General features: G+C 35.5%; 14 protein-coding genes. 5 read left to right on the top strand and 9 right to left on the bottom strand.

The annotated features are described in order from the left end of the window. Positions 1-277 precede the first annotated feature (277 nt). Positions 278-496 carry a hypothetical protein gene (locus KPL51_RS02200; protein WP_216156670.1) on the top strand — a complete coding sequence of 73 codons (219 nt, stop codon included), beginning with the start codon at positions 278-280 and terminating at the stop codon, positions 494-496. A gap of 203 nt (positions 497-699) precedes the next feature. On the opposite strand, the gene KPL51_RS02195 is transcribed toward KPL51_RS02200, so the two are convergent. From KPL51_RS02195 to KPL51_RS02165, 7 genes are all read right to left on the bottom strand, one after another. After that, a complete protein-coding gene (locus tag KPL51_RS02195) occupies positions 700-1122 on the bottom strand; it encodes an HAD family hydrolase (protein WP_216156667.1) in 423 nt (140 codons plus the stop codon). Between the two features lie 47 nt (positions 1123-1169). Further along, positions 1170-1322: an HAD family hydrolase gene (locus KPL51_RS02190; RefSeq protein ID WP_216156664.1), complete on the bottom strand. Its 153-nt coding sequence runs from the start codon at positions 1320-1322 to the stop codon at positions 1170-1172. A 90-nt stretch (positions 1323-1412) separates the two neighbouring features. Further along, positions 1413-2297, bottom strand: coding sequence for a 3-hydroxy-5-phosphonooxypentane-2,4-dione thiolase (gene lsrF, locus KPL51_RS02185; protein ID WP_216156660.1), 885 nt, complete (start codon positions 2295-2297; stop codon positions 1413-1415). A 229-nt stretch (positions 2298-2526) separates the two neighbouring features. Next, positions 2527-3624, bottom strand: coding sequence for a substrate-binding domain-containing protein (locus KPL51_RS02180; protein WP_216156658.1), 1098 nt, complete (start codon positions 3622-3624; stop codon positions 2527-2529). Between the two features lie 107 nt (positions 3625-3731). Further along, positions 3732-4652, bottom strand: a complete 921-nt coding sequence (locus KPL51_RS02175; RefSeq protein WP_244997962.1) for an ABC transporter permease — start codon at positions 4650-4652, stop codon at positions 3732-3734. Positions 4653-4753: 101 nt separating this feature from the next. Further along, a complete protein-coding gene (locus tag KPL51_RS02170; protein ID WP_216156651.1) occupies positions 4754-5770 on the bottom strand; it encodes an ABC transporter permease in 1017 nt (338 codons plus the stop codon). Between the two features lie 4 nt (positions 5771-5774). Next, positions 5775-7307, bottom strand: coding sequence for a sugar ABC transporter ATP-binding protein (locus KPL51_RS02165; RefSeq protein WP_216156648.1), 1533 nt, complete (start codon positions 7305-7307; stop codon positions 5775-5777). A 431-nt stretch (positions 7308-7738) separates the two neighbouring features. On the opposite strand from KPL51_RS02165, the gene KPL51_RS02160 reads away from it, so the two are divergent. The 3 genes from KPL51_RS02160 to KPL51_RS02150 all read left to right on the top strand — a co-directional run bounded on the left by KPL51_RS02160 (position 7739) and on the right by KPL51_RS02150 (position 10761). Further along, positions 7739-8680 carry a sugar-binding transcriptional regulator gene (locus KPL51_RS02160; RefSeq protein WP_216156645.1) on the top strand — a complete coding sequence of 314 codons (942 nt, stop codon included), beginning with the start codon at positions 7739-7741 and terminating at the stop codon, positions 8678-8680. A 114-nt stretch (positions 8681-8794) separates the two neighbouring features. Further along, the gene (gene lsrK, locus KPL51_RS02155; RefSeq protein ID WP_216156642.1) at positions 8795-10357 is read left to right on the top strand and encodes an autoinducer-2 kinase; all 1563 of its coding nucleotides are present in this window, start codon (positions 8795-8797) and stop codon (positions 10355-10357) included. Between the two features lie 53 nt (positions 10358-10410). After that, on the top strand, positions 10411-10761 hold the full coding sequence (locus KPL51_RS02150) for a cupin domain-containing protein (RefSeq protein WP_216156639.1): 351 nt from the start codon (positions 10411-10413) through the stop codon (positions 10759-10761). 266 nt (positions 10762-11027) lie between these two features. Here the strand turns inward: KPL51_RS02150 and KPL51_RS02145 are convergent, their stop codons facing one another. Then, positions 11028-11840: an alpha/beta fold hydrolase gene (locus KPL51_RS02145; RefSeq protein ID WP_216156780.1), complete on the bottom strand. Its 813-nt coding sequence runs from the start codon at positions 11838-11840 to the stop codon at positions 11028-11030. A gap of 163 nt (positions 11841-12003) precedes the next feature. Between KPL51_RS02145 and KPL51_RS24230 the strand changes: the two genes are divergently transcribed. Further along, positions 12004-13146 carry an aldo/keto reductase gene (locus KPL51_RS24230; RefSeq protein ID WP_216156636.1) on the top strand — a complete coding sequence of 381 codons (1143 nt, stop codon included), beginning with the start codon at positions 12004-12006 and terminating at the stop codon, positions 13144-13146. A 131-nt stretch (positions 13147-13277) separates the two neighbouring features. Here KPL51_RS24230 and KPL51_RS02135 read toward each other — a convergent pair whose 3' ends face one another. Continuing rightward, positions 13278-14018, bottom strand: a complete 741-nt coding sequence (locus KPL51_RS02135; protein ID WP_216156633.1) for a hypothetical protein — start codon at positions 14016-14018, stop codon at positions 13278-13280. Positions 14019-14126 lie beyond the last annotated feature (108 nt).

Raw genomic sequence — 14126 nt, 5'->3', positions numbered from 1 at the left:
GTTTTTTACAAAAATAGTGTAAATTTAGATTTAAAACTACAAAAAATGATAAAATTCACGGTAACTAAAAAGGATTAAAAGGAAAAATCTATTTTACTGGAGATTTTGTGTTTTGCCTTAATTGTATATCCATTTATGATAGGTTTATAAAGTACTGCAGAGAGCAAAATTTCCACAATAAATTAGGCGATGAATGGATGTCATCGCCTTGCTTGAAATTATTTAGCTGACTTAAATATAGCTACTAATCTACGATACTTTGCAAGAGAATGACTGTGTGCCTGATGAATTTGAAATGTATAATTTTACAAAAGATCCTATAGAATCAATAAATCTTGCAAATCCTGAATTTGCAACAGTTGAATCTTCTGCTATCAGGGTTGTATTGGCTAAATTGTTGGCGGAGCAACGCAAAACAAAAAGACTTTATCCTACTAGTAGTGTTATGACAGGAAAACCTTCTTGTAAAGATTGCATACCTAATCTTGGCATATAATTTTACTTGAGTGGTCGCGTTCCGCAACCTTAACACATGAGCAAAAGTTAACTTGTTTTATACAGATCGAGATAACTGGTCACAAGAATCAGTCCATTATTGTAAATAAACATCATCAGATGTTAAAAAATGGATTACTAAAACTTATAAGCAAAACAAAATAATGCAATTGGTTAATGAGTTAAGCAACTTATTAGAAATAATTAGTCTAAAATTTTAAATATATCCGTTATTTTCTCAATGGTATAATTATAACTATCGACTTTACCAAATCCATAACTAGCAAATACAAATGGTATATCTGCAAACTTGGCGGCATCACAGTCAGTTTGAGCATCTCCAATATAAATTGTAGAATTAAGTTTATGTTTCTTTATAATAATTTTAATATTTTTTCCTTTTGCTAAACCAGTATTACCTGAACATTCAATATCTTTAAAATACTTTCCAATCTTATGATATTGTAGAAAGGCCTCTATATAGCCTTTTGGGCAGTTACTAACTATAAACAATGAATAATTCTGTGATAGAGTTTGTAAAACATCCTCTAGGTGTAAATAAAGTATTCCGCCTTCTTTTAGGAGTAACTTCCTTGCTTCTTCACCGCAAGCATGAATTCTATACATTCAGATTTTTCTAAATATGGAAATAGTCTATTACCCATTTGCTGAATCTACATTCCCATAACACTATGTACCACCTCGAGTGTTAGATGATCTCTAACCTTTTTATTACTATCAATAACCATATCCCAAGCCCTTAGCATTCCATCTGTTGAATCCCATAGAGTTCCATCTAAATCAAAAATAATTGAGTCTATATTCATGTATTATATCTCCTATTCTTTAAAAAACCACACAATGGATTAACTCCATCCTGTGGTCTATTTTTACTAGTTCATTTTTCATATCATGTTTTATTTATGAATAGAGTCCTGATAGAACTCATAAGCCTCTTTATCAGTTGCTTTGTGGTGGACGATCAAACGAATTGATTCTGCCATTGACACTGGTTGTTTACTTTGGAATATGTTACGTCCCATATCAAGTCCATGAGCACCTGCACTAATTGCTCGGTATGCCATTGTAAGAGCCTCATCTTCAGGCAGTTTTTGTCCTCCTGCTACAACAATTGGTACTGGACATGCCGCTACAACTTCTTCGAAATTTTCACAATAATATGTCTTAACAATATTGACACCAATTTCAGCCAAAGTACGTGTAGCAAGTTTGAAATAACGGTCAGTACGTTCCATATCCTTGCCTACTGCGACAACACCCATGGTAGGAATGCTGTAACGAAGACCTTCATTAATCACATTAGATAAGTTACGTATACTTTCCAACTGACCGTCTGCACCAATAAATGCTTGCACAGCCATACAATCTGCATTACAGCGAATCGCATCTTCGATATTAACAGCAACTATTTCATGAGACAAGTCATCGTTTAACATGGATGAACCCGATGAAACACGTAGCACAACTGCTTTATTACCAATTGGAGGTACACATGTACGAAGTGCGCCCCTAGTGCACATCATCACATCAATATGAGGCGCAAGTATAGGAATCAATAAATCCATTCTCTCTAGTCCTGCTACGGAACCCATGAAATATCCGTGATCAAATGCAAACATTACAGTGTTACCACTTTTTGCATCGAAAATGTTAGCAAGATGTTTCTTCATACCCCAATCCAAGTTATTTGCTCCCTTCACATAGAAGCTTTTACTGTTATTTGCAAATGGAACTTCAATTTGATAATCTTTTGCAACTTTGAAACCGTCTTTATCAGCCATAATGCTCATCCTCCTTAAAGTTATGTAATTTAATCCATGCGATGTATATTACTAAATTTAAACCATCATACTACTCTATTTTTTAAGAAATTTTTAAATACTCTTTTTAATGTCACAATTTTCATTATAACCCTTTGTGCTCCCTGTATCTGAAAGGAACACAAAAGGTATGATTCATAATAAATATCAATTACAAAATCTGTTTAAGTGATTATGCATAGACAATAAACTAAAAGTCGAAATTATCCATGTTATCCTTTGTGAATACAGTTCTTTCAGGTAGTAATACAACTCCCGAAGATGTATCAGCATCACTTGCTGCTGGATCAAGTACACTATTCGGCATAACTTCAACCGTACCGATATCAGGTATATTAATCTTATCACCAACTTTTACTTTATTTCCACTAGCTAAGTAGTTTGCAATATAACAACCCATACCACCTTGAACTCCACAATCCCAAAGTCCCCAACGAGTAAGAATACCATCCTTTATATACTGTTTCATGGAGTTAGGTGAAGCAAAACCAGTTATAGTAACATCTTTAGCTTTAAGTCCTTTGTTCTGTGCTGCCTGTGCCTGACCAGGAAGTGAAGTAGAGTCATTGCAAATCACTAAATCAATGTCAGAATGTGCCGCAAGTATAGATTCTCCAACAGAGATAGCTTGCTCAGCATCCTGATTAGAATAATAGTTACTTGGTGCAACATTTACCCATTTAGGATATTTCTGTTTAATGTATTTTTCCCCTTCTACCTGCCAAGAGTTTTGATCAGTAACAGATGCATTTGAATAATGCCAACAATATTTTATAGCATCTACATCCGGATTTTTGCCACGGTCTTTTAACGAATCGTAACTCATCTGAACTAACATCTCTCCTAACTGTTTCGGAGTGCCTTGGGAAACCATAATTTTACGAACGGTTGAATCTACATCTGAGTCCCATGTAGTTACAGTAACACCGGCAGCCGCTGCAGCTTTTAGAGCATCTTTAACGCCGGCAGCATCTACAGATGATAAGCAAATACCATTGGTACCTTTTTCAACTGCCTTATTAATTACAGCTACTTGTGCAGCTGCGGATGCAGTAGCATCACCTTCGTAATCAACCTTGAAACCCCATTTCTTAGCATACTTCTGCGCACCTTTGTTAGCAGATTCAAAGAATGCGTTACCAGTGAGCTTTGGAATGAATGTTATTGTAATATCACTAGCTTTAGTAGTATCAGTTGCTGGAGCAGTTGTTGTTTTTGATGAACTGCAGCCAACTAGGGTCGTAAGAAGCATAGCAAAACTAAGAGTCAATACAAGAGCTTTTTTCATATTAATTCCCCCTATTTCTATTAATTTATTTATGCAGACGTAGATACATCCGCCTGAATACACACATAATATTACTATTAAAAACATAAATGTTTGTTTATACTTAATTAGTGTTTAAAAGCTAAATGACGATGCATAAATGCATAAATCTTTTGATTTTTAGATGCAGTGCTTACCGCAACAACAACTACCAACATAATGCCAACCGGGATATCTAGGTACTGATTTGACAAACCAACCATTGAAAGACCAAATCTTAGAATGCCAATTACAATAGCTGCTAATGCAGTACCAACTACACTTCCTTTTCCACCTAAGGTAGATGCACCACCAAGTACTACAGCTGTAATAAGTGGCATAGTCAAGTCACTTCCAAAATCAGATTTAGATGAGCCAAGGTAACTTGTCATTATGATACCTGCAAAGGAAGCTGCCATACCTGAGAAAATATATGTGCTCATAATAACCAATCTTGTGTTGATACCCGAAAATTCTGCTGCATTTCTGTTAATCCCACAAAGGAATACTTTTCTCCCATATTTTGTACGATGGAGAATGACATATGCGATAATAACAAGCACAAGTAAGATAAAAAACTGTACCGGCACCACTCCGAAAAAACGTGCCTTTGTAAAGCCTGTGAAGTATTTAGGAAATCCGCTGATACCAAGATAAGCGGCCGTATTCGACATATTTGATACTGCAATAGCGAGTCCTGAAAATAGAAATGACCCTCCTAAAGTAACTACCATGGGCTGCACACCAGTAAATGCTATAAAAAATCCACTTAATGCACCACATAAAGCGCCAATAATCGTAGCTATCAGGCAAGCTAAATATATATCAATCCCAGCACTCTTCCAAAGTACACCAATTATGATTGATGTTAAGCCTACAATTGAACCTGCTTGAAGGTCAATGCCACCTGTAATAAACACAAAGCACATAAAAATGGCTATGACACCAATTGAAATAAAGTCATTTACACTGCCGAATAAAACACGAGGTTTTAAAAAATTCGGGTTCAAATTACCAAACAAAGCCACTTCTGCAATAAGGAATAAAAACAGGAAATATTCCCAACGAAACTTAAATTTTGAACAGCTTCCTTTTAACATTCGTTTCATTTCTAGCTCCCCCCTTCCATTTTATTTTCTACTATTGTTTCCGTTCTGGCTGCAAGACGTACACGTCTTGCCTTTTCCGTATTACGTTTCTGCACCACTGCATCTATAACAACGATTGTAATTAGTAGTATTCCTGTAATTGTATTATCATAGTTCGAAGAGAACCCTATGAATACGAGAATACGACTGATGGATGCCATTATTAAAGCACCAAATGTAGCACCGATCATATTTCCGATACCACCAGAAAGACTAATACCTCCGATAACGCAAGCAGCAATGGCTTTCATTTCATAACCATTTCCAGATGTAGGTGTAACAAACCCGATACGGCTTACAAAAATAATAGAAGCAATAGCTGCACACACCGAACATAAAATGAAGCTGATTATCTTAGTTTTATATACTGGAAGCCCTATATGAACAGCCCCCTCCTCATTATCGCCAACCGCTTGAAAATATCGACCGCGCTTTGTTTTCATTAAATAGAAGTGAATTAGAATCATGATAACGATTGAGCATATATATAGCCATGATAATCCTCCCATACCCTTCTGGGAAATTTTCTTAAAACTGCTAGGAACGTTTTCAACCCAAGCACCACCGGTATATACATAAGAAATACCTCGTACGATACCACTAATGCCGATTGTCATTATAATGGAAGGAACCTTAAGAATTCCTACACCTACCCCATTTATAAAACCGATAATGAGGCCAATGCAAACAGCAGCCACCACCGCCAATGGCAATGATCCTCCATCCCTCATAATAGATGCAACCACTGCAGCTGACAGCCCTAAAGTGGCGCCAATAGATGCATCAATCTCTCCAGTGTAGATAACAAATGCCATACCAACCGCACAGATTGTAAAAACCGTAGCGCCATTTAAGCAGAGCATAATATTAGCTGCTGCCAGAAATTTAGGATTTACAATTCCAACAATTGAATACAACGCAAGTAAAAAAATAATGGAGGAGAACTCTCTACGCTTTGACAACCTTTTCATGAAGCCCATGCTTTTATTCACCATCCTTTTTTACCTGATAAACACCAAACGCAGCACTCATCAAATTATTCTGATTGATGTCCGCCTTTTGAAAGGTGTGATTGATATGTCCCTGAAACATTGTCACTGCACGGTCTGATAGTTCTATAATTTCTTCCATATCGGACGAAATTAGTAAAAAGGAAAATCCCTGTTCCTTCAAATGATTTATAATAGCATATATATCACCACGGGCTGAAGCATCAATCCCACGTGTAGGCTCATCCATTATAATCAGTTTTGGATGTGTTGCAAGTGTTCTGGCAATTACAACCTTCTGCTGATTACCGCCTGAAAGACTGCCTATTAATTGATCTTGTCCCGTTACTTTAATACGAAAATCAGATATACATTGATCAGTAATCTTTTTTTCCACCTTATAGTTCATAAAGAATTTACCAAGATGCTTTAGACATCCACATGTGGTATTCATCGTGATATCTCCTATTTTAAAGATGCCATCCTGTCGTCTGTCTTCCGGAACATAATTTATACCTTTTTCCATAACATTGGCAGTGGACATTCCAGTAATATCTTCTCCTGAAAGATAAGCATTCCCGGAAAGAACCACATCTTTACCGAAAATTGTGGTTGCAAGCTCCGTACGTCCAGCACCTACTACACCTGACAGTCCTAAGATTTCACCTGGATATATATCAAAGGAAATATTCTTGAATCCATATCCACAGTATTTCTTCAAGCTAAAAATCGGTTTCAGATTTTTATAATCCGGCGCTTTACTCCTGAAGCTCTTCCCCTTCTTCATATCAGTAGGAAGTAGACCTTGCACAAGCATCTCAAGGGTAAAGTCTTTAATCTGTCCATTAAGTGTTATAATACCATCTCTCATTATCGCAACGCTTGTACCAATCGTAAATACCTCAGCAAGACGATGTGTAATATAGATGATACCGATATTTTTCTTTTTAAGATCCTCTATAATTTTAAATAAAGACTCTACTTCATCAAATGTCAATGCACTAGTTGGTTCATCCAAAATCAATATCTTAGCATTCCGTAGTAGCCCACGTAGTAATTCTACTAACTGTTGTTCTGCAATGGATAATGTCAAAGCCTTCCTATCTAAATCCATGTCCCAGCCAAGCTGTTTCAGTAAATTTGCAAGACGTCTGTGTAATTCACCTGGATTTTCATTAATTCCAATTACAACATTCTCTTCTACACTCATATTTGGGAAAAGCATGGGTTCCTGCGGTACAAGATACATTCCTAAATCCATTGCGTCTACAGGTTTGGAAATTGTAACTTTTTTACCACCAACGTAAATATCACCGACATCTTGCTTATAAATACACATTATAATTTTTACTAAAGTACTCTTCCCCGCACCGTTACCTCCAATAAGAGCTAATACTTCACCTGCACTGACATCCAGGTCAATTCCTTTAAGCACCTGGTTCTTAGCAAACGATTTATGAATACCACGGACGGAAAGAAGTGTATGCTTGGGATCTATTGTTATTTTTTCTAAAACATTCTTCACCATAATCTAGCCCCCATAATCAGATTCAGTTTCATTTGATATGTACTAGTGATTTTTGTTCTGTTTTTATTATAATAAAATATTTAACATGTTTTGTCAACTACCTAGAAATAATTTTTTTAGTTTATTTTATTTAATTTTATATATTGCTCAATATTCTTAGTATATTAATGAAAAAACCTTTACATTTAAATATTATGTAGTATTATAGTATTAAAAATAAACAATTTTTATTCCATTAATTCCTATGTTGACATTGAATAATCAAATTGTTATACTATCAATATATAAATCATATGTTTTAATACAAAACATATGATTATAATTCAAGTACGATTTTATTTCTATTAAACATCAATACAAAATTTACTGTTTTTAATATAATCGTATCAATCATCCTAACGTTAATTTATAGAAAGACTGAGGTAAGCTAAATGGATTATGAAGAATCGCTTATGATTAAAATAACCTGGTACTACTATTTTGATAATATGACCCAGCAACACATTTCGGAGCTTCTCGGCATCTCACGTATGCGTGTTGTGAAGTTATTAGACAAATCGCGCAAAACTGGTACTATTCAATTTAAGATACGAGATGACTCAGTTAACCCAATGCAACTAGAAAAAAGACTAGCTGATACCTATAACCTGAAAGATACATTCATCGTGCCTTCCCCCCCCAGTGACATTACCGTCAATGAGAATATTGCACGTGCTGCTGCTATGTACATCAGTAACCGCCTTGACAGTAATACCTTCATTAATATGGGATATGGTGATACTCAAAGCCGTATACTAAATAATTTGGCAACTATGACAGAGTATCCTCTTTCTGTAGTATCAATGACCGGTGGAGTCAGTTTTTATCTTCCAAATAATATGTCCACCATATTCAATGCTAAACTTTATTTGATTCCGTCACCTCTTTTGGTATCTTCTAAAGAAGTAGTAGATGCAATTTTGAACGAAACATCCGTTAATGAAATTTTACGTATGGTAAAGCTTTCTTCTCTGTCTGTAGTAGGTATTGGTTCTCTTGCAGATAATGCCACAATAGTAAAAAGCGGAATTTTAAGCAAGAATGATTTTCTCTACCTCAAAATGAAGGGTGCAGTCGGTGACATATTGTGCCATTTCATTGATAAAGACGGAAACCTTGTAGAGACAGATATCGAACGCCGCATGATTGGAACCCCACTTCCTACTCTTAGCAGTCTTAATAATGTAATTGGAGTTGCTGCGGGTGATGATAAAGTGGATGCAATCAAAGCTGTCTTAAAAGGTGGTTATATTGATATTCTTATTACAGATGAATCCACAGCTTTGCAGCTATTAGATGATAAGGAAGATTTTTCAAAAAATAAAGAGGACTAGATTTTTTAAATTTAACTCCTTAAGCTTAGTAAATATTTTTACAAAATTGTTTATTTTAATTTTTCAGTGTTCTTTAATTTGTTAATATCCTATATTTTAAAGGAGGTTTTATTAATGAATAAATATCTGATGGCCGTTGATGCCGGTACAGGAAGTGTACGTGCCCTTTTATTTGATTTGTTTGGAAAGCAAATTGGATGTGTGCAGCAGGAATGGACACATAATGAAGATCCAAGGTGGCCTGGAAGCATGGATTTCGATTGGACTCATAACTGGGAATCGGCATGTAGTTGTATCCTCGGTGTAATACATGAAACAAAAATAGATCCAAGTGAGATTTCTGCCTTATCTACTACTTGTATGCGTGAAGGCATTGTTATGTACGATAAGGATGGAAATGAAATCTGGGCTTGCGCAAATGTTGATGCCCGCGCTAATGATGAAGTTGAAGAACTCATCCGCATAAACCCGGAACTTGAAAAAGAAATATATCTTGAATCTGGACAAACCTTTGCCCTAGGTGCCCTACCACGAATACTGTGGGTTAAGAATAAGATGCCTGAAATATATGAAAATATTGCAACAATAGGCATGTTTAATGATTGGCTAATTTATAAAATGACTGGAAGGCTTGCCGTTGAACCTAGCAATGGTTCAACCACTGGTATATTTGATCTTCAAAAGTGTACATGGGATTCGTCTATTGCTAACAAATGTGGCATTAGAGACGATATTTTTCCCACCGTTTCTGAATGTGGAACTGTAATTGGCAACGTAAATGCAAAAGGTGCTAAAGATACCGGTCTTGCGTTCGGTACTCCCGTTGTTATCGGAGGCGGGGATTCACAACTTGGATGCATCGGGGTAGGTGTTGTAAAACCTAACGAAGCCGCTGTCTTTGGTGGAAGCTTTTGGCAGTATGAATATAATACCGATAATGGCAAAACCGATCCAGGTTGTCGTGTCCGTGTGAACTGTCATGCCGTCCCTGGTGTTTGGCAATATGAAGCAATTGCCTTTAAACCCGGTCTCGTGATGCGATGGTACCGCGACAGTTTCTGCCAACTTGAAAAGCAGGAAGGTGAACTTACGGGCAAAGATCCTTATGAGCTAATGGATAATAAGGCTGCTTCAATTCCAGTAGGAAGTTACGGTATGATGTGCGCATTCTCTGACGTAATGAATTTTATTTCTTGGAAGCATGCTTCCCCTACTTTTACGAATTTTGAACTTAATTCTGAGAAATTCAACCGTTATACCTTTTACCGCGCGATTTTGGAGAATACAGCAATGATTACAAAGGGTCATCTTGATCTAGTACGAGAAGCCACAGGTAATATGCCGGAAAGCATAGTATTTGCAGGTGGTGCCTCAAAGAGCCCGCTGTGGTGCCAGATTTTATCCGATGTTCTTGGCCTTATGGTTCGTGTCCCTGTAGTAAAAGAAGCAACTGGCTTAGGGGCTGCTATTCTAGCTGGTTACGGTATAGGAATTTATCCTGATATTTCAAAAGCAGCTAGTGAATTAGTTCGCTGGGATAAAACCTACAACCCGAATATGGCAAACCACTCCTTGTATGAAAAGCTTTATGAACCATGGCGCAAGGTATATGCCGCACAGTTGGAGCTTTGCAACCAAAATCTTACAAAGAACATGTGGATTGCACCAGGGTTATAAACAAATCAGATTAAAGTAATATAATTAATTATAAAAAACGGGAGGAATAGAGTATGTATATTATAGATGAAAAAGATAAAGAATATCGATTTGGCGACAATGGACCCAAGTATTTGATGAAAGGTCCCCGTATGAACTTTGCAATTGTACAATTTCAGCCTGGACAGGATTTCAAAGCACATTTTCACAATATTATGGAAGAGAATTTCTATGTTATTGAAGGTAAAATTGATATCATTGTAGACGGAAATGTAAGCCATCTTACAGAGGGTCAGTTTATTCACATTGAACCAGGTGAAGTTCATTACTGTGTTAACAATTCCAATGAACCTATCAAAATGATTTCCACACTAGCTCCTTTTCAACTGAAAGATAAAATAGACGTAGATAATTTCAAATATTAATTCATTTGCTACAAACATATCTTTATTTAGGTATTTATAATACGAACTAACCCTTCTAAAATATAATTAGATTTTAGAATTTAAAAGACAAGAACTGTATTGGATAATTTCAATACAGTTCTTGTTAAATATAATTTATTTTTACACCTACTTTTACAAGTATCAAACCGAAGTTGTACATTTTCAATTTCTGTTACTTCCCCTAAGACACTTCAAAAAATTAGAAAGTAGTGAGGATTTATGTTGCTAAAATCGCTTCAATTGTATTATTTCCCTTCAATAAATGAAGTCAATTCAATGTTAAATCTATCTTTCTCCTCATAGAATGATGCGTGACCACTAAATTCGAAAGGTACAAGCTTAGAATTTTTAATGCCTTGATTTTGTGCTTGCCCTAATTGGAAGAGGCATACCTTGTCATGAATACCATGAATAATTAAAGTTGTAACACTTATTTTACCAAGATCAGCAAATAACCCCTCTTCACCTAACCAAGTTGTGGAAGTTGCCGCAGTGCCCCAGCTTGATGCTTGTAGCCCTAATTGGAAAATCCAGTCTGAAAGTGGCTCAGTAGTATACTGAAAGAAAAATATGTCTCCAAATCCCCTAAGCATTTTAGGACGATCATTATATGTTTCCTTGATAATGTCTATGACAGCTTGCTTTGGCAAGCCATAAGGGAAATATGGACGCTGAATAAGACTAGGCGCTGCTGCTGCAAAAAGAGCTAGTTTCGATACTCCATATTCATTGTGTCTGGCCATATATCTAATAGCAATGGCTCCTCCTGTGGAGTGACCCGCAAGTGTAAAATTCTTTAATTTAAGAGCATCTACTACTTCTCGAACATCGTCGGATAATCTATCGTAGTCATAGCCCTCAAATGGCTTATCAGAGTCACCAAATCCCCTCTGGTCTATACCAATACACCTGTATCCCATCTTGGGAAGTTGATTAAACTGATATTCAAATAACTTATGACTTCCAGGCCAACCATGAAGGAACAATATTGTTTTATCTCCCTTTGGGTTAATATCCTCAACATAAATTTTTACTTTTTCATCTACTTTTAAAATGATTAATAGTTATATGATATAATATTTTTAGGTCAGACGACAACATAAAATAATTTTTCAGTCTGGTGCTAAAGAACAAAAATTTGAAAAATAAAAATAAATGGTAGCTTAAGGTTACTGTAGGTAAAATATAATTATGTTTTATATTTAAAAGGAGGATAGGTCTGTGAAATATACTGAATATGGGAAGACTAAAAAAAAGGTTTCTGTAGTAGGCTTTGGAGGATTAAGATTTGACTTAAGTAAAAGTAATGAGGAAAATGCAGAATTGATTAAATATGCCTATAGTAAAGGCATAAACTATTTTGATACTGCTCCCGGATATTGTGATGATAGAAGTGAAGATATATTTGGTGTTGCTTTTAGAGAAATGATAAAACAAGGAAAATCAGATTTTATTGTTTCTACAAAGGGAAAACCTAAGGTGTACGATACCGCAGAAAAGGCAGTTAATGCTGTAAAGTCCTCTTTAAAGAGATTAGGAGTTCCTAAAATTCATTTTTATCATGTTTGGTGTATAAGAAAAATGGAGCACTATGAATTGTGTATGAAAAAAGGTGGGCAATACGAAGGATTACTTAAATGTAAAGAGGCGGGCCTCATAGATCATATCGTTTTTTCCTCTCATCAACCAGGCGATCAAGTAATAAAGGTGCTAGATGAAAATAAGTTTGAAGGAGTTACCATGGGAATTAATTTACTGAACTTCCCGTATAGATGGAAGGGAGTAACTCATGCTTATAAAAATGAATATGGTGTTGTAGCAATGAATCCCTTAAGTGGAGGTTCTATTCCGAGTCATGAAAAAGAATTGGCTTTTCTAACAAAGAATGGAGAAACAGCCACGCAGTTAGCCTTGAGATTTAACATATCTAGTCCGGAAATTACTATAACTTTAGTTGGGTTTGGGAGCAAGCACGATATTGATGAAGCATGTAGTATAGCTGATGAATCAAAACCTTTTACAGAAGAAGACATTAATAAGATAAGAAATGTATTAGGCGAAAATATGAATGAGATTTGTACTGGGTGTGGATATTGCAGAGTTTGCCCAATGGGAATTAATATACCAGGATACATGTTATTTTACAATGAAAAACAAATGTTTAAGAAAAGCGACGCAGAAATGATTGAGTCTGTTTATGGCTTAGAATATTGGAATTACTCTATGAGTAATAAGAAATTTGCTGCTGAATGTGTTAAATGTGGCAAGTGCCAAGAAGAATGCACCCAACACCTTCCTATAATAGATAGGTTAAAACAAATTGCGGGATGGGAAGAAAAAGGAACTAATGATGTAACTGTATAAGGTGCGTCTCAAAATTGTAACATCAACAAGAGCGAGCTATTCATCATATAATTATATATAAAAAGTGGAAAAGAAAAAAGAGCTATCTCGCTGTAGAAATTACTTTCTATTTTGAGACAGCCTTCTAAAATTTAATTACTATGCCCACAAGTATCTTGACTTTGCAAGACATACTTAACACCATTAAATTTGAATATTGACACAATAGTTGTCGGCTTTGCCAATGGCTTATTTGTGCTTATTTTAGTGGCATATTTTGTTGTCCACGCATATAGTCTTAAATCATCGCTATTAATTTGATAACCACCAATCTTTAAACCGAGAATATCTTGAAAGGCCGTTCTCTCCTTTAGTGTTCCTATCCATGCCTCAACAAACTTGCTATCTTTCAAATACCATACATGACCATAAAAAATATCCATGCCCGATCCACCAGCACGAGTTGTCATTTCATATGCTTTATTGCCTCCATTAAGATCGTGCCAGTATTCCAAGTCCCATTTTTCTACTTTCCAATCTTTTTCTGCTACAAGAGAATATTTACCTTGGCTATTCTTGTCAAATATAAAGAAATAACCTACATGAACCCCTCCATCAATTTTTGCAACAATCTCAAAATCATCATCTTTATCGATATTAGCTACTTTATAGGAAAGCCCTTGGAAATAATAAGGATTTTTAGTTCCTTGTGTCTTTATTAATTTTATTACTTCCTCTTTAGGTATTGTTAATGAACTACTTTCAATCTTAATCACTGCAGCTTCTGCTATTTGTCCAATAATTCCACTGCAGTTTAGAATTATTAAAAAAGGCACTATTAAGAGTAATTTTTTAGGAATTAATTTGATTAACGCAGATTTTGTATTTATCATTCACTACACCTCACACTTTAAATAATTATATATATTATGTGTCTCTGCTGATTTAATATGTAGATATAATAAATTTGGACTATCTGATAGTTCATATAGGAAATTAGG

The organism is Clostridium bowmanii, assembly GCF_018861315.1.
GTDB lineage: Bacteria > Bacillota > Clostridia > Clostridiales > Clostridiaceae > Clostridium_AD > Clostridium_AD bowmanii.
The sequence above is the reverse complement of the archived record's forward strand: the minus strand, read 5'-3'. Positions and strand labels throughout refer to the sequence as shown.